Source organism: Mixta theicola, from assembly GCF_002895925.1.
GTDB lineage: Bacteria > Pseudomonadota > Gammaproteobacteria > Enterobacterales > Enterobacteriaceae > Mixta > Mixta theicola.
Genome location: NZ_NWUO01000003.1, coordinates 340645 through 356210 on the forward strand (window position 1 = coordinate 340645; position 15566 = coordinate 356210).

Below are 15566 nucleotides of genomic sequence, written 5' to 3' on the forward strand. Positions count from 1 at the left end.
TAAAATTAACGCTTTGACGATTGATGCGAGCGGAATGTGAGCCAAGTTGTAATTATTATGTTGCCCAATTGATAAATAACCATAACTACTTTAAACCTGTATCCAGACCAACAGGTCAGACCTCTTACTTGTTACGGAGCGGTTCATTATGATGGTTCTTAGTATTGTCGCGACGCTGGTTCTGATCGGCGCGCTTTTCTGGCACCGCGTTTCGTTACCTGCCAGCAGCGCCATTCTGCTGTTATGGACGGTGGCAATGGCCTTATTTGATCTCTGGACACCCTGGCTGTTGCTTCCGCTGGCCCTGATACTTCTGCCGTTAAATCTGCCGTCGCTGCGTCGTTCGATGGTCTCCGCCCCGATGCTACGCACGTTCCGTAAGGTAATGCCGCCGATGTCACGTACCGAAAAAGAGGCGATTGACGCGGGTACAACCTGGTGGGAAGGCGATCTGTTTCGCGGTAATCCCGACTGGCAAAAACTGCACAATTATCCGCAGCCGCGCCTGACTGCGGAAGAACAGGCGTTTCTTGATGGCCCGGTGGAAGAAGCCTGCCGCATGGCCAACGATTTTCAAATCACCCATGAGTTGGCCGATCTGCCGCCGGAGCTTTGGGCTTACCTGAAAGAGCATCGTTTCTTCGCCATGATCATTAAAAAGGAATATGGCGGACTGGAGTTCTCTGCCTATGCTCAGTCGCGCGTGCTGCAAAAGCTGGCGGGCGTTTCAGGTATTCTGGCGATTACCGTTGGCGTACCGAATTCGCTCGGCCCCGGAGAGCTGCTGCAGCACTACGGCACCGACGAACAGAAAAAACATTATCTGCCGCGCCTGGCGCAGGGCCTTGAAATCCCCTGCTTTGCGTTGACCAGCCCGGAAGCAGGTTCCGATGCGGGCGCCATTCCCGATACCGGCATCGTTTGTATGGGCGAATGGCAAGGCCAGCAGGTGCTGGGTATGCGTCTGACCTGGAACAAGCGCTATATTACGCTGGCTCCGATCGCCACCGTTCTGGGCCTGGCGTTTAAGCTTTCCGATCCGCAGCATTTACTGGGCGATACTGAAGAGCTGGGTATTACCTGTGCGTTAATCCCTACCCATACGCCCGGCGTGGAGATCGGCAAGCGCCATTTCCCGCTTAACGTACCGTTCCAGAACGGCCCGACGCGCGGCAAAGATATTTTCGTCCCCATCGATTATATTATCGGCGGCCCTAAAATGGCCGGTCAGGGCTGGCGCATGCTGGTTGAGTGCCTGTCGGTAGGCCGCGGCATTACCCTGCCCTCCAACTCTACCGGTAGCCTGAAAAGCCTGGCGCTGGCAACGGGCGCCTATGCACGCATTCGCCGTCAGTTCAAAATTTCTATCGGGAAGATGGAAGGGATTGAAGAACCCCTGGCGCGCATCGCCGGTAACGCTTATGTGATGGATGCCGCCGCCACGCTGATTACCTACGGTATTATGCAGGGCGAGAAGCCTGCGGTGCTGTCGGCAATTGTTAAGTATCACTGCACCCATCGCGGCCAGCGCGCCATTATCGATGCGATGGATATTGCCGGTGGTAAAGGCATTATGCTCGGTAAGAGCAATTTCCTTGCCCGTGCTTATCAGGGCGCCCCGATCGCTATTACCGTGGAAGGCGCGAATATCCTGACGCGTAGCATGATTATCTTTGGTCAGGGCGCAATCCGCTGCCATCCTTATATCTTGCGGGAGATGGGCGCGGCCGAACGTAACGATTTACCTGAGTTTGACCGCGCGCTGTTCAGCCACATCGGCCATGTCGGCAGTAATCTGATACGCAGCCTGTGGCTGGGCATTACCGGCGGCTACGGCAGCGCTGCGCCAGCGCGCGATGCGACCCGCCGCTATTATCAACATCTGAACCGCATCAGCGCTAACCTGGCGCTGCTGTCGGATATTTCGATGTCGGTGCTGGGGGGCAGTCTGAAGCGACGCGAGCGCGTTTCGGCCCGGCTGGGCGATATTCTGAGCCAGCTTTATCTCGCCTCAGCGGCGCTAAAACGCTACGACGATGAAGGCCGTAATGAAGCGGATCTGCCGCTGCTGCACTGGGGCGTACAGGATGCACTCAATCAGGCAGAAAACGCCATTGACGATCTGCTGCGTAACTTCCCCAACGCGACGGTTGCGGCGACGCTGCGCCTGATGATTTTCCCGGCGGGCCGTCACTGCCGTGCGCCATCAGATCGTCTCGATCACCAGCTGGCGAAGCTGTTGCAGACGCCGTCCGCTACGCGCTCCCGCCTGGGCCGCGGTCAGTATTTGACGCCGGGCGAACATAATCCCGCCGGGCAGCTGGAAGCCGCGCTACAGGATGTAATGGCAGCGGAAGTGATTCATGAGCGCCTCTGCAAACAGTTGAAAAAGCATTTGTCGTTTACCCGGCTTGATGAGCTGGCGCAGCGTGCTTTACAGGAAGAGTGGATTACTCAACAGGAGGCGGAAGTGCTGGTACGCGCCGAAGCCAGTCGCCTGCGCTCGATTAACGTTGATGAGTTTGAGGCGGATGCGTTGGCGACCCAGCCGGTAAAGCAGGATCGGACGCCTGAGCGTAAAATTGAAGCCGCCTGACGGCAAATAAAAATAAAGGCTGTCCGGCGCTCCATTTTACTACGGCAAGAAACCGGACATTTTTAGCGTGGCAAACAGGGCCTGAGCATTACCGCTCAGGCCTTTTCTTTGCTGATTGGGAGGGGGAATTTTTTACGTCTATGCTGAGCGCGATTCCGGCGGTTTGTCGGGTGACAGATGCGAACTTTTGCGACTCAGATCCCAGGATCGCGCTGGAAGTGCCTGAGACAGAGCGCGTAGCGGGCGTTATGTTAGCCAGGGCTGGTTCGGCAAGCTATCGTCCTTTGTGCCGGTGATAAAAGTAACGATAAACCGTTCTATGACAAAATTATCCGTATAGCCGACGACGAGTTTTCGTCTCATCTATCCGAAGTGGAGGCCAAAAAATGAGAACATTAGATGAAGTAATTGCGGCCCGTTCGCCAGAGAGTCAGGCTCGTATCAAAGAGATGGCCGATGAAATGATTCTGGAAACCGGTCTGCAAATGATGCGGGAAGAACTACAGCTATCACAAAAATATGTTGCTGAAATTATGGGAGTCAGCCAGCCAGCGGTTACACAACTGGAACAGCGTGGAAATGATTTAAAGCTGGCAACACTGAAACGCTATATCGAGGCGATGGGTGGAAAACTAAGCCTTGATGTTGAGTTACCATCAGGAAAGCGTGTGGCGTTCCATATTTAAAAAACATGAGATTCCGGGAAGAATCTTCCTGAGATCCTTCCGGGAAAATCCTTCTTCACCAGCTTCATTTATTACCTATAAAATTAATATTTTCGCTAAATAGCAGTAAAGTAATGTGTTATTCAAAGAATTCCATCATGGCCGACGTGCTGGCCTAACCGTTCTGTCGAATACGGGCGATCAGCGTATCGACAGTATCAATATGCGGCGCGGCGACAATTAACGTTTTCCCCAGGCTAAGGGCGTGGCGAATACAGTCAATGCGCATCGCTTCATCCTTAATGGTTTCCAGATCGGCCACGTGCGACATGCCTACCGTACGGCGAATCAGCTCGCTGCCGCAGTAGCCGATACTGTCCGCAAACACCTTCTTCAAATAGGCGTCCACGTAGCCCGACCAGGCCAGCGTGCGGTCGCGGCTTTTTTCTGCGGCCAGAGCCTGGAAACGTTCAGCAAACGTCAGCCACAGCGTGCGAACATCCTGTAAACGCTGCTCGCGCCCGTCGGCGGCTTCACGCGTCGCCAACAGCCCCGGCAGCGCGCAATAGTTCAGTAGCAGATTGCCCAACGCCGTACCCACATCAAAACCTACCGGCCCGAAATAACCAAACTCAGCATCAATCGCTTTCAGGCTGCCCTCGGCAACAAAAACGGAGCCGCTGTGAATATCACCGTGCAGGTGCGCTTCAGCATGAGAGAAAAAGCGATGCTTTAGCCCGGCGACCTCATTACGCAGCCGTTCATCACGGCGTAGCTCAGCAACGTCAGCTTCCAGCTGCGCCGGATAATCGTTGCGTGGATGATTTTCATAAGGATCGGTAAAAAACAGATCCTCGGTGATTTCGCACATTTCAGGATTGGTAAAGCGGATGACACGCGCCTTTTTTTCATGAGGATGCAGATAAAAATCAGAAGTATGAAACAGCGTTTGCGCCAGGTATTCACCCAGCTGACGCGTCGCCTGCGGATAGTCGCGCCCCTGCGCCAGTTCGCCGCGCCAGATGCGATGGCTGGAGAGATCTTCCATCACCATCACCGCCAGCTCAGCATCATAATGCAGCACTTTTACCGTGTGCTGTGGACAGAGACGATAGTGTTCTACCAGCGTCTCCGCCTCCAGCCGCGCACGATCCAGCGTCAGCGGCCAGGTCTCGCCGACGCAGCGCACATAAGGCAGCGCCTGCTTCACCACAACACGGCTGATGCCGTCACGATCGAAGATTTTAAATACCAGATTAAGGTTACCGTCACCGACCTCTTCAGCTTTTACCAGCGAAGAAGCATCGCTTAGCCCGCCAAATCGTTGCGCATATTCCACCGCTTCGGCGGCAGTGAACGTCCGGTATTGCGACATTATCCGTTTCCTCTGCAAATCTGTAGTAAAAGCCGTTCAGACGTCTATACTTCCGTTTCGCATGTTGGCACAATATGCCGCATTAACGCAACATGGATTTCACTGTTATGCAAACTCTTCATACCACCAGCCTGCAGGTGCGCGATAACCAGCTGTGGATCCTCGATCAGCAGGCGTTGCCGCAGCAAAAAAACTGGCTGGACGCGAGCAGCGTTGCGGCACTGGTCAGCCATATTCATGCGCTGCGGGTGCGCGGCGCGCCGCTGATTGGGCTGTCTGCCAGTCTGCTGCTGGCGCTGCTGGCGGAAAACGGCATGCCCAAAAGCGAGCTGAGCCAGGCGCTGGAAGTGTTACGCGCCGCGCGCCCTACCGCCGTTAACCTGATGAACAATCTGGATCGGATGAAGCAGGCGCTAACGCAGGAAAATTTCGTGGCTGCGTTAAGCGCCGAGGCGCTGCGGCTGGTGGAGGAAGATAAAGCGTTATGCGATAGCATCGCCCTGGCGGGCAGCGAGCTGGTCGCGCCCGGCAGTCGGGTTTTAACCCACTGTAATACCGGCGGACTGGCTACCGCAGGCGTTGGCACCGCGATCGGCGTTATCGCGCTGGCCTTCCGGCAGGGGAAAATCGAACAGGTTTGGGTGGATGAAACGCGCCCGCTTTTGCAGGGCGGCCGCCTGACGGCGTGGGAGCTGTCTGAACTGGGCATTCCCAATCGCTTAATCTGCGACGCTATGGCGGCAGCGTTGATGGCGCAAAAGCAGGTAGACGCCATCTGGGTAGGCGCCGATCGCATTGCCGCCAACGGCGACGTCGCCAATAAAATCGGCACCTATAGCCTGGCGGTGCTGGCGCGCTATCACCATATTCCTTTTTACGTGGCCGCGCCGCATACCACGCTCGATCCGCACTGCCCTGACGGCAGCGCCATTCCGATTGAGCAGCGCGCTGCCTGCGAGGTGACCGGCGTATCCGGCAGCTTTGGCCAGCTACAGTGGGCGCCGGAAAACGCGCAGGTCTGGAATCCCGCGTTTGACGTGACGCCAGCGGGATTAATTAGCGGCTGGGTGTTAGATACCGGCGTGGTAACGCCAGAAGAGGCGGCGGCCGGTTATTTCCAGCCGCGAGCAAACAAGGCCATCAGGGCAGGCGCGGCAAGGTAACGGCAATCGGATCGCCGGTAAAGTTGGCGATCCAGCCTTCCGGGTTATCAAAAATACGGATCGCGGTAAAGTGCGGGTTCGATCCCATATCAAACCAGTGCGGCGTTCCCGCCGGTACGGAGATCAAATCGTTTTTCTCGCACAGGATCTGGTAAACGCGCCCCGCCAGATGCAGGCAAAACAGCCCGGCGCCCTCAACAAAAAAACGCACCTCATCTTCTCCATGCGTATGCTCCGCCAGAAACTTCGTGCGCAGCGCCTCTTTCTGCGGATTATCGGCGCGCATACTGATCACGTCCCAGCTTTGATAGCCCTTCTCCGCCACCAGCCGATCTATCGCATGTTGATAAGCGTTAATCACGGTTTGCGCATCGGGATTTTCGCCCAGTTCACGGTTTGCTTCCCAGCGCTCAAAGCGCACGTTGCGTGCGTTCAGCTGCTCGCGAATCGCCTCTGGATCGGTGCTGTGCCACACCGGCACCGTGGTTTCTGTTTCGGTATAGATGGTCAATTCACTCATAAGGAAAACAGCTCCAGCTTAATCTGATCAAAACGGTTTACCTGGCGATGGACGCTCTCATTATCCGCTTCGCCGCGAATTAACTGCAGGGTATGCCAGCCGGCCTGCTGCGCACTATCCAGCTCCTGGCGAATATCAGACAGGAACAGCAGCTCGCTGGCGGGCAGATCAATCTGGCGGGCAATATTTTGGTAGGCGCTTACCTCGCGTTTGGCCCCGACGTGGGTATCAAAGTAACCGCTGAACAGCGCCGTAATATCGCCGCGATCGCTGTAGCCAAACAGCAGCTTTTGCGCAGCAACCGAGCCAGACGAATAAACGTACAGGGAAATCCCCTGTTCGTGCCACTCTTTTAACGCGGGCAGCACGTCCGGATAGAGATGGCCGGTAAAATCACCGTTAAGGTAGCCGCTGCGCCAGATCATGCCCTGCAGCGCTTTTAAGGCCGTGGATTTACGGTCTTCATCCATAAAGCGGTAGAGCACGGCGATTAGCTGTTCCGTATCCGCCTGTGGCTGAGCGATCTCCTGGCGCAGACCGTTCAGCGCGGCGGCCACCGCCGGTTCTGCCGGGTGAGCGCGTACGTACTCCGCCAGATGCTGCCGCGCCCAGGGAAACAGAACGTTATGCACAAAACGGATGTCGCTGGTGGTGCCTTCAATATCGGTAACAATCGCGCGGATCATGATCTCTCCAGCAAACGGCGTTGCATTTCACAGTTAAACAGAAATTCCAGCCCTTCCAGATGGCGACGCGCCTCCTGCACATTTTTACCCCAGCAGGTCAGGCCATGACCGCGCAGCAGAAAGCCGTAACGCAGTGGATTGGTTTGCGCCCAGGCTCTAATGCGTGTCGCCAGCGCGGCGATGTCCTGGTCGTTATCAAACAGCGCAATCTCCACGCTATCCAGATGGCTGTGCTGGCCGGTCAGCGATTTTTGCATTTCATAACCCTGCAGCCGCAGCGCCGATCCTTTTTCAATACGTGACAGGACGGTGCTGTTAACGCTGTGGGTATGCAATACCGCGCCCGCCTCCGGAAACAGCCGATAGATGAGCGTATGCAGGCCGGTTTCGGCGGAGGGTTTACGTCCTGACGGCGCCTGGCCGCTGGCGATTTCCACCGCAATAAAATCGGCGGCGGTCAGGCTGCCTTTGTCCTTGCCGGATTCGCTGAGCAGGCAAAATCCTTCCGCCGCGCGCACCGACATATTGCCGCCGGTAGCCGGTGCCCAGCCCTGCTGCCCAATCCAGTGGCAGGCAGCCACCAGCTGCGCCAGTTGTGGAGTTACTGTCATCGTGCTCCTTTTATCGGCCTTGCCGCTGCGGGAAAATTTCGCTTTTAGACGTCTACCCGTCTTGATTGCCAAATATTAACATCATGATTATAGTGGCTCAACACAGCCGTAACACCGGGCCGCTACCCGTACTGAAGGTGAGCTATTTATGCGTTCTGACCCCTTGATCCCCGAAAGTAAGCTGCCGTCGCTTGGCACCACCATTTTTACGCAGATGAGCGCGCTGGCGCAGCAGCACAACGCGATTAATCTCTCGCAGGGTTTTCCTGATTTTGACGGCCCGCGTTATTTGCAGCAGCGGCTGGCGCATCATGTTAGCCAGGGCGCAAACCAGTACGCGCCGATGACCGGCGTCGCGGCGCTGCGTGAGGCGATTGCTGATAAAACCGCGGCGCTGTACGGCCATCATCCTGACGCCACCAGCGAGATTACCGTTACCGCTGGCGCCACTGAGGCATTGTATGCGGCAATTACCGCGCTGGTGCGGCCGGGCGATGAAGTGATCTGTTTCGATCCCAGCTATGACAGCTATGCGCCCGCCGTTACGCTGTCGGGCGGCGTAATGAAGCGCCTGACGCTGCAGCCGCCCGCCTTTCGCGTTGACTGGCAGGCGTTTCGGCAGCTGCTGTCGCCGCGAACCCGGCTGGTGATCCTCAATACGCCGCACAACCCTTCGGCCACCGTTTGGCAGCAGAGCGATTTTGCCGCGCTGTGGCAGGCGATTGCCGATGAAGAGATTTATGTGCTGAGCGATGAAGTATATGAACATATCTGCTTTACCGCCGCAGGCCATAGCAGCGTTTTAGCCCATCCACAGCTGCGCGATCGGGCCATTGCCGTCTCCTCTTTTGGTAAGACTTACCATATGACCGGCTGGAAGGTAGGTTACTGCGTAGCGCCAGCGGCGTTGAGCGCTGAGATCCGTAAGGTGCATCAATATCTGACCTTTGCCGTAAATACGCCAGCGCAGCTGGCGCTGGCCGATATGCTGCGCGCCGAGCCGGAACATTACCGCGATCTGCCCGCTTTTTATCGGGCGCGCCGTGATAGTTTTGTTCAGGCGCTGAGCCGTAGCCGTTTTAAGCTCCTGCCCTGCGCAGGCACCTATTTCTTACTGGCGGATTACAGCGCGATTTCCGATCTGGATGATGTCAGTTTCTGTCGCTGGCTGACGGAAGAGGTCGGCGTGGCGGCGATCCCGCTATCGGTGTTCTGTGCCGATGCGTTTCCTCATCGTTTGATTCGTCTTTGTTTTGCCAAGCAGGAAAGTACCCTGCTCGCTGCTGCGGAGCGCCTGTGTCAAATTTAACTCTCTCGCTGTTACAACAGCCGCTGGTCTGGATGGATGGCGAGGCGAATCTCGCCCATTTTGATACGCTGCTGGCGTCGCTTTCCGGGTGCGATTTAATCGTGCTGCCGGAGATGTTTACCACCGGCTTTGCGATGGAGGCGGCACGTAAGTCGTTATCGCAGGAGCGGGTGGTAGCCTGGCTGGGGCAGCATGCGCGTCGGCTTAACGCGATGGTTGGCGGCAGCGCGGCGCTGCAAACGGAAAAAGGCGCGGTAAACCGTTTTCTGCTGGTGGAGCCGGATGGCCGCGTACACCATTATGACAAGCGCCATCTGTTCCGCATGGGTGACGAGCATCATCATTATGTTGCCGGCGATCGGCGTGAGATCGTGGAATGGCGCGGCTGGCGTATTTTGCCGCAGGTTTGCTATGACCTGCGCTTTCCGGTGTTTTCACGTAACCGTAATGATTACGATCTGGCGCTGTACGTGGCGAACTGGCCGGAGGCCCGCAGCCATCACTGGCAGGCGCTGCTGATGGCGCGTGCGATTGAAAATCAGGCTTATGTTGCGGGCTGCAACCGCGTAGGCGAAGATGGGAAATCGCTGCGCTACAGCGGCGATAGCCAGATTATTTCGCCGCAGGGAAGGGTTCTGGAGAGCGGTGAGCCGCATCAGCCAGCCGTATTACATGCCGGGTTATCGCTGGAGGAGCTTAAGGCATATCGTGAACGCTTTCCGGCGTGGCGTGACGCAGACAGGATTGACTGAAGCATTACGCCGCCGACAAATCAGCCGCGATCCGCCACGGCCAGCGCCTTGGGCCGCGGGTTAAAAAGCGCGTTCAGCAGCACGGCAACCAGGCAGGCCGCGCTAATGCCGGAATGCAACAGCGTCTGCGTCCAACCTGGGAAACGATCGTAAAAGCCCGGCATGACCACCGGGATCGTGCCGAAAGCGATCGCGGTGGCGACAATCACCAGATTCATATTGTCCTTATAATCCACCTTCGCCAGCGTGCGGATCCCGCTGGCGGCAACCGTACCAAACAGCACCACGCCTGCCCCGCCCAGAACCGGCATCGGGATCGCCGCAATCACCCTGCCCAACACCGGCAACAGACCGAGCAGCAGCAAAATGACGCCGCCCGCCGCCACCACAAACCGGCTCTTAATACCGGTCATCGCCACCAGGCCAATATTCTGTGCAAAAGCGCTCTGCGGAAAAGAGTTGAACAGCGGCGACAGCGCGCTGGTCAACATATCGGCTCGCAGACCGCGCGCGATACGCTTCTCATCGACCGGCGTCCCGACAATCTCTCCAACCGCCATCAGCCCGGCGGTGGTCTCCGTCAGCAACACCAGCACAATCAACGCCATCGACAGAATGGCCGCCAGATCGAACTGCGGCAGTCCAAAACTCAACACGCCCGGCAGCGCAAAAAAATGGCCGGTCATCACCCCGGAAAAATCCGCCTTGCCCACCGCCGCCGCCAGCAGCGTACCGAGCGCCATCGCCAACAGCACCGCCAGACGTTTCAGCCCGCCGCGCCCAACCTTGCTTAACAGCAAAACCAGCGCCAGCGTCAGCGCCGCCAGCCCGATATTCTCCGGCGAACCCCAGTCCGCAGCTTTCGCATTGCCGCCCATCGCCCAACGCGCCGCTACCGGCATCAGCGACAGGCCGATCACCGTAATCACCGTGCCGGTCACCAGCGGTGGGAAAAAGCGGATCACGTGCGCGAAAAATGGCGCTATCAACAGCCCGAACAGCGCCGAGCCGATAATCGCCCCGGCGACCACCGGTAATCCGCCGGAACCGGAAGCAATCCCCACCAGCGTGGAAACGCTGGCAAAAGAAACGCCCTGCACCAGCGGCAGCCGTGCGCCGAATCCCGGTACGCCCAGCGACTGCAACAGCGTCGCCACGCCGCTGACAAACAGCGCGGCGGTAATCAGCAGGCCAATATCCGCCGTGGAAAGCCCGGCGGCGCTGCCGATAATCAACGGCGGCGCAATAATCCCGCCGTACATAGTCAACACATGCTGCATTCCCCAGGCGAAGGTTTTACCCAGCGGGTAACGCGTATCTTCAGGTCTGACGCGATTCTCGTTCATCGTAATACCTTTTGCTGTTGCGGGCCGGCGCTTCACCGGCAGACGGGAAATCAACGTTGCAGGTCAGCTGCCGCGATAGGTTGACCAGCACCAGGGCGAAATCAGAAAGGGCAAATGATAGTGACTGCCCGCCTGAGCAATAACAAAATCGATCTGCGCAGTGACATACAGCGCATCACGTCCGCTACCGGCAAAGTAATCGCCAATCTCCGCCGTCAAACGATAGTGTCCCGGCGTCAGCGGTTCAGCCAGAAGGCTTTTAATACGGCCATCGGCATCGGTTTTCGCCCGGGTTAACGTCAGCCATCCCTCGGCGCTGCACTGCTCCAGCGTAACGCTAACCGCCGCTGCCGGCGTGCCCAGCGCGGTATCCAGAATATGGGTGGATATGGAACTCATGCGATGCTCTCCTCTAAACGCAACAGCGTAATCTCACGGAGCTGGGCCAGGGCTTCCTCCAGCTCCTGAGCTGGCGTATTTGCCAGGCGACGCCGCAGCTCGGCCAGCATCTCCTGGCCGCTGCGCCCTTTAGCACGAATCAAAAACAGATGACCAAAACGCTGTTCATAGTCGTCATTGGCAAGACGCAGCGCCTGCTGTAGCTCAGCGTCTGCGCCGACCGCAGCCTGTTCCTGACGCGATAACGCCGCCTCTTTACCCTCTCCGCTGGCCCGCTCGCCAATGCGCGGATGCGCCGCCAGCGCCTGCACAAAATCCTGACGCTTCCACCCTTCCGCCAGCAAACGCGCCTGCTGATACAGCATAGCCAGCGAGGCGTAAGGTCGCGCCGCGACCACCGCCTGCTGCCAGCGTTTAATCGCCACGCAGTGCGCCAGCGCGGCCTGCGCCTGTTCAGCGGGCAGCTGATTAAACTGCGAGAGCTTCATCAGACCGCCTCCCGGCTCGGCGTAGCCAGCGGCGTAAAACAGGCTGCGAAGTTTTCTACCGCCAGCAGAGCGGCCTGTACGGCTTGAGCTACGTCCGGCTGACTAACCGCCTCTGCCGGATGATGGCTAACGCCACCGGCGCAGCGCACAAACAGCATGCCGACCGGCCAGCGCCCGGCGATGGCGATGGCGTCGTGACCGGCGCCGCTGGGTAACGAAAGCGAACGTCCCTGCACCTGGGTTACCGCGTCGCTTAGCGCCCGCTGCAGGCCAGCGTCGCAGGCTGTGGCGTTAATAGCGTAATATTCCGTGGCCGCAAACGTTACGCCGCGCCGCCGTGCTATCGCCTCGCCCTGCGCCAGCAGCTCCGCCAGAAGTTCGGCCAGCTGCGCATCATCCGGGCCGCGCACATCCAGCGACAGTTCCACCTCGCCGGGGATCACATTTACCGCGCCAGAGGTGCATTGCAACGTGCCGACGGTGGCTACGCGCTGTTGCCCGTAACGGCAGGTTGTCTGTTCAATCGCCACAATCCATTCGGCGGCGGCGGTCAGCGCATCTTTTCGCTGCGCCATCGGCACGGTTCCGGCATGGCCCGCTTCGCCCTGAAAGCGGCAGTTCAGACGGCGCGCGCCGTTAATTGCCGTAACCACCCCCAGCGCCAGACTGGCCTGCTCCAGACACGGCCCCTGCTCAATATGCAGCTCAAGATAGGCGGCAATCTCCTCCACCGCGCGCGCGGCCTTGTCAATATTCGCCGCGTCCAGGCCCACTTTCTCCATCGCCTGGGCAACGGTAATTGCGTTGCCGTCGGCCACGGCGGGCCAGCTTTCCGGCCAGTTGCCGATTAGCCCCCGGCTGCCCAGCAGCGTGATGCCGAAGCGGGTGCCCTCTTCATCGCCAAAGCCAACCACCTCAATCGCCAGCGGCAGGCGTCGCCGCTGCTGATGCAGCCAGCTGACGATTTCAATCGCGCTCAGCACGCCCAGCATGCCATCATAGCGCCCGGCGTTGCGCACCGTATCCAGATGAGAGCCCAGCAGCAGCGCCTGCGCGCCAGGCTCCGCGCCTTCATAGCGGCCACAAATATTGCCCACCGCATCCTGCCAGACGCGCATCCCCGCCGCCTGCATCCACTTGCCGACGCGGGCGTTAGCCTGCAAATGCTCTGGCGAAAGGTAAACCCGCGTCAGACCGTCGGGGCTTTCGCTTATCTGCGCCAGCGCGTCACAGCGCGCCAGCACTCGGGCTGCCGCCAGCTCCGCCTCATGGGCGTTCATCAAAGTGTTCATAAGCGCCCCTCGCTGGCATAGCGATCCCACGCCGCCTGCAGCGCCGCGCCCTGCACGGTTTTAAAACCCAGATGGTTCAGCACCGCTTCCAGCGCGCTCAGCGTTTGCATAACGCACTCTTTACGGGCGTTATAGCCCATCGTGCCGATACGCCAGACCTTACCGATCAGCGGGCCAAAAGAGGTGCCGATTTCAATGGCGAAATCTTCCAGCATCAGCTTGCGCACCTGTTCGCCGTTGATGCCTGCCGGGATCATCACCCCCAGCACATTGTTCATCTTGTGGCGCACATCGCCAAAAATCTCCAGCCCCATCGCCTGAATGCCGGTCAACAGCGCTTCGCCGTGCAGTTTGTGGCGCGCAATGGTGTTATTCAGCCCTTCCTGCAGTATTAAGCGAGCGCATTCGCGCGCGCCAAACAGCGCGGTGGTTGCTTCGGTATGATGGTTCAGCCGCTCCGGTCCCCAGTAATCCATAATCATGCCGAGGTCGAAATAGTTGGACCAGATCATCTGATCGTCGCCGTCCTGATGATCGGCGGTACGGATCCCTTCTTCCACGCGTTTGCGCTTGCGGATAACCTCCTCCATACGCGGGCTGAGCGTGATCGGCGCGGTGCCGGACGGGCCGCCCAGACATTTCTGCATACCGGCTGATACCGCATCCAGCCCCCAGTCATCGCTCTCCAGCGCATTGCCGCCCAGCGAGGCGGTGGCGTCGGTGTAAAACAGCGCCCCGTAGCGCCGGCAAATCTCGCCCAGCTCCGCCAGCGGCTGCAGCATGGTGGTTGAGGTATCGCCCTGCACCGTCAGCAGCAGGCGTGGACGCACGCGCTTAATCGCGTCTTCGATCCGATCGGGCGTAAACACTTCGCCCCACGGCGCTTCGATGGTATGCACTTCGGCGCGGCAGCGACGCGCAATTTCACACAGCAAATGACCAAAACGACCAAATACCGGCACCAGCACCTTATCGCCGGGACGGATCGCCGACAGCAGAATTGCCTCAATACCGGCGCGCGAGGTGCCGTCAATCAGCAGCGTCCAGCGGTTCTCCGTGCGGAATACGCCGCGGTAAAGCGCCATCACTTCATTCATATAGTGCGTCATTGCCGGATCGTACTGGCCGATCAGCTGGGTTGACATCGCACGCAGCACGCGCGGATCGGCATTAATCGGTCCCGGTCCCATCAGCAGGCGCGGCGGCGGATTGATTTGGTCGAATTGCGAGATATTCATTAGGCTTTCCTTATCTTGAGTAACGCTGCGCCCATTATTACCCTCATTCATTTGCACATCGTTGCGTGTAAATGAAAGCTGCAACAAAAGATTCTTGAAAATACCTTTTGCAACTAATGTGCCAACGCGCATTGAGCGTTCTGAGTAGTAGATGGCGTTGGAATGGCCCGTTAAAACGGGCCTTTTTTAGATCAGAAGATGAAAAAAAGATGTTCCGTTAATGAGCAAAGCACCAAAATGGTGCCCCATTAACGCTGTTCCAGCTCATCCAGCTGTTGATAAAGATCGGCGATAGCGTGGATGCGCTGGCGCCCCTGCGCCAGCCCTTCATGCAGTAGCGCATTGGCCAGCAGATTAACCAGGCTCATGGCGGCAGAGTAGCTGTCAAAGGCGGAAACGCTGTCGAGCGGCGTGCAGAGCGGCCAGCGCGCCAGCGGAATAATCGACTGTGCCTGCGGCTCGCACAGCAGGACCACCGGCACCGCCTGCTGCTGTAGCTGGAGCAGCAGCGATTTAATAATGCGCGGACGCCGCCGAAAAGCGACGGCAACCACCAGATCGTCAGCGCTAATATCCACCAGTTCTTCGCCGAGAGTCTGGCCGGGCTGCGGCAGAATATGCACCTGCGCACGCGCCTGCAGCAGCTGCTGACGTAAGTGCAGCGCCACCGGCCAGCCGTTACGCATACCGATAATAAAGATGCGGCGCGCCTGCCCCAGCGCCGCGATAATGTCACTAAAGCGCTGCGGATCGATACTGTTAATCCACTGCGTCAGGTTAGCCATCTCTTGCTTGTAATGACGCGACAGCAGCGTGTTGCCCTGCACCGCATCGCGGTTGTCGGTGAGCGGCATTCCGCTTTGGCGCAGCGTTCGCAGCTCATCGCGCATGTCCTTATATTTTTCATAGCCGAGGCGCTTAAACAGGCGGCTGACGGTCGCTTTAGATACCCCGCTCAGGTGCGCCAGTTCGGCGCTGTTATAGCTGATTAAATCGTCGAAATGGTCAAAAACAAAATTGGCAATGCGCTGCTCCTGCGGCGAGAGCTGACCGTAATGTTGTCGGAGCCGTTCATCAAGCTGCTTCATAAAGATCCCTGTAACTTTTGTTTCAGCCTGAACATAGC

The 15566-nt window shown here is 58.1% G+C and carries 15 protein-coding genes and 1 pseudogene; 6 read left to right on the forward strand and 10 right to left on the reverse strand.

The features are described 5' to 3' along the window. Positions 1-148: 148 nt before the first annotated feature. From fadE to COO59_RS06495, 3 genes and pseudogenes are all read left to right on the forward strand, one after another. Complete coding sequence (fadE, locus tag COO59_RS06485; RefSeq protein ID WP_103058985.1) at positions 149-2596, forward strand: acyl-CoA dehydrogenase FadE; 2448 nt, start codon at positions 149-151, stop codon at positions 2594-2596. 264 nt (positions 2597-2860) lie between these two features. Beyond that, positions 2861-2986, forward strand: a pseudogene (locus COO59_RS21620) (type II toxin-antitoxin system RelE/ParE family toxin); the annotation flags it as partial. Continuing rightward, a complete protein-coding gene (locus tag COO59_RS06495; RefSeq protein ID WP_103058986.1) occupies positions 2983-3282 on the forward strand; it encodes a helix-turn-helix domain-containing protein in 300 nt (99 codons plus the stop codon). The pseudogene COO59_RS21620 and the gene COO59_RS06495, both read left to right, overlap by 4 nt. A 154-nt stretch (positions 3283-3436) precedes the next feature. On the opposite strand, the gene mtnK is transcribed toward COO59_RS06495, so the two are convergent. Then, positions 3437-4636: an S-methyl-5-thioribose kinase gene (gene mtnK, locus COO59_RS06500; protein WP_103058987.1), complete on the reverse strand. Its 1200-nt coding sequence runs from the start codon at positions 4634-4636 to the stop codon at positions 3437-3439. A 107-nt stretch (positions 4637-4743) separates the two neighbouring features. Between mtnK and mtnA the strand changes: the two genes are divergently transcribed. Continuing rightward, positions 4744-5799, forward strand: coding sequence for an S-methyl-5-thioribose-1-phosphate isomerase (mtnA, locus tag COO59_RS06505; protein WP_103058988.1), 1056 nt, complete (start codon positions 4744-4746; stop codon positions 5797-5799). Here mtnA and COO59_RS06510 read toward each other — a convergent pair. Genes COO59_RS06510 through COO59_RS06520 form a run of 3 tightly spaced genes read right to left on the reverse strand, consistent with a single transcriptional unit; the run spans position 5777 to position 7616 of the window. Further along, positions 5777-6319 carry a 1,2-dihydroxy-3-keto-5-methylthiopentene dioxygenase gene (locus COO59_RS06510; protein ID WP_103058989.1) on the reverse strand — a complete coding sequence of 181 codons (543 nt, stop codon included), beginning with the start codon at positions 6317-6319 and terminating at the stop codon, positions 5777-5779. The two genes, mtnA and COO59_RS06510, sit on opposite strands and share 23 nt — an antisense overlap. Beyond that, positions 6316-7005: an acireductone synthase gene (mtnC, locus tag COO59_RS06515; protein WP_103058990.1), complete on the reverse strand. Its 690-nt coding sequence runs from the start codon at positions 7003-7005 to the stop codon at positions 6316-6318. The genes COO59_RS06510 and mtnC overlap by 4 nt, the downstream gene beginning before the upstream one ends. After that, positions 7002-7616: a methylthioribulose 1-phosphate dehydratase gene (locus COO59_RS06520; protein ID WP_103058991.1), complete on the reverse strand. Its 615-nt coding sequence runs from the start codon at positions 7614-7616 to the stop codon at positions 7002-7004. The genes mtnC and COO59_RS06520 overlap by 4 nt, the downstream gene beginning before the upstream one ends. A 148-nt stretch (positions 7617-7764) precedes the next feature. On the opposite strand from COO59_RS06520, the gene COO59_RS06525 reads away from it, so the two are divergent. Both COO59_RS06525 and COO59_RS06530 read left to right on the forward strand, forming a co-directional pair. After that, the gene (locus COO59_RS06525; RefSeq protein WP_103058992.1) at positions 7765-8925 is read left to right on the forward strand and encodes a pyridoxal phosphate-dependent aminotransferase; all 1161 of its coding nucleotides are present in this window, start codon (positions 7765-7767) and stop codon (positions 8923-8925) included. Further along, positions 8913-9677: an amidohydrolase gene (locus COO59_RS06530; protein WP_103058993.1), complete on the forward strand. Its 765-nt coding sequence runs from the start codon at positions 8913-8915 to the stop codon at positions 9675-9677. Before COO59_RS06525 ends, COO59_RS06530 begins: the two co-directional genes overlap by 13 nt. A gap of 20 nt (positions 9678-9697) precedes the next feature. Here COO59_RS06530 and COO59_RS06535 read toward each other — a convergent pair whose 3' ends face one another. The 6 genes from COO59_RS06535 to hpxU all read right to left on the reverse strand — a co-directional run bounded on the left by COO59_RS06535 (position 9698) and on the right by hpxU (position 15528). Continuing rightward, positions 9698-11023 carry a nucleobase:cation symporter-2 family protein gene (locus tag COO59_RS06535; RefSeq protein ID WP_103058994.1) on the reverse strand — a complete coding sequence of 442 codons (1326 nt, stop codon included), beginning with the start codon at positions 11021-11023 and terminating at the stop codon, positions 9698-9700. 63 nt (positions 11024-11086) lie between these two features. After that, positions 11087-11422, reverse strand: coding sequence for a hydroxyisourate hydrolase (gene uraH / locus COO59_RS06540; protein ID WP_103058995.1), 336 nt, complete (start codon positions 11420-11422; stop codon positions 11087-11089). Further along, entirely contained in the window at positions 11419-11910 is a 492-nt protein-coding gene (gene uraD / locus COO59_RS06545; protein WP_103058996.1) for a 2-oxo-4-hydroxy-4-carboxy-5-ureidoimidazoline decarboxylase, read from the reverse strand. Before uraD ends, uraH begins: the two co-directional genes overlap by 4 nt. Then, positions 11910-13202: an allantoate amidohydrolase gene (gene hpxK / locus COO59_RS06550; protein WP_103058997.1), complete on the reverse strand. Its 1293-nt coding sequence runs from the start codon at positions 13200-13202 to the stop codon at positions 11910-11912. Before hpxK ends, uraD begins: the two co-directional genes overlap by 1 nt. Then, a complete protein-coding gene (locus COO59_RS06555; protein WP_103058998.1) occupies positions 13199-14440 on the reverse strand; it encodes a pyridoxal-phosphate-dependent aminotransferase family protein in 1242 nt (413 codons plus the stop codon). Before COO59_RS06555 ends, hpxK begins: the two co-directional genes overlap by 4 nt. Before the next feature lie 248 nt (positions 14441-14688). Continuing rightward, on the reverse strand, positions 14689-15528 hold the full coding sequence (hpxU, locus tag COO59_RS06560; protein ID WP_103058999.1) for a MurR/RpiR family transcriptional regulator HpxU: 840 nt from the start codon (positions 15526-15528) through the stop codon (positions 14689-14691). Between the last annotated feature and the right edge of the window lie 38 nt (positions 15529-15566).

Coding starts and splice junctions, on each gene's coding strand:
- mtnC (WP_103058990.1), bottom strand. CDS start 7,005: ATGATCCGCGCGATTGTTACCGATATTGAAGGCACCACCAGCGACATC.
- COO59_RS06535 (WP_103058994.1), bottom strand. CDS start 11,023: ATGAACGAGAATCGCGTCAGACCTGAAGATACGCGTTACCCGCTGGGT.
- COO59_RS06520 (WP_103058991.1), bottom strand. CDS start 7,616: ATGACAGTAACTCCACAACTGGCGCAGCTGGTGGCTGCCTGCCACTGG.
- mtnK (WP_103058987.1), bottom strand. CDS start 4,636: ATGTCGCAATACCGGACGTTCACTGCCGCCGAAGCGGTGGAATATGCG.
- hpxU (WP_103058999.1), bottom strand. CDS start 15,528: ATGAAGCAGCTTGATGAACGGCTCCGACAACATTACGGTCAGCTCTCG.
- mtnA (WP_103058988.1), top strand. CDS start 4,744: ATGCAAACTCTTCATACCACCAGCCTGCAGGTGCGCGATAACCAGCTG.
- COO59_RS06495 (WP_103058986.1), top strand. CDS start 2,983: ATGAGAACATTAGATGAAGTAATTGCGGCCCGTTCGCCAGAGAGTCAG.
- COO59_RS06555 (WP_103058998.1), bottom strand. CDS start 14,440: ATGAATATCTCGCAATTCGACCAAATCAATCCGCCGCCGCGCCTGCTG.
- uraD (WP_103058996.1), bottom strand. CDS start 11,910: ATGAAGCTCTCGCAGTTTAATCAGCTGCCCGCTGAACAGGCGCAGGCC.
- hpxK (WP_103058997.1), bottom strand. CDS start 13,202: ATGAACACTTTGATGAACGCCCATGAGGCGGAGCTGGCGGCAGCCCGA.
- COO59_RS06510 (WP_103058989.1), bottom strand. CDS start 6,319: ATGAGTGAATTGACCATCTATACCGAAACAGAAACCACGGTGCCGGTG.
- fadE (WP_103058985.1), top strand. CDS start 149: ATGATGGTTCTTAGTATTGTCGCGACGCTGGTTCTGATCGGCGCGCTT.
- uraH (WP_103058995.1), bottom strand. CDS start 11,422: ATGAGTTCCATATCCACCCATATTCTGGATACCGCGCTGGGCACGCCG.
- COO59_RS06525 (WP_103058992.1), top strand. CDS start 7,765: ATGCGTTCTGACCCCTTGATCCCCGAAAGTAAGCTGCCGTCGCTTGGC.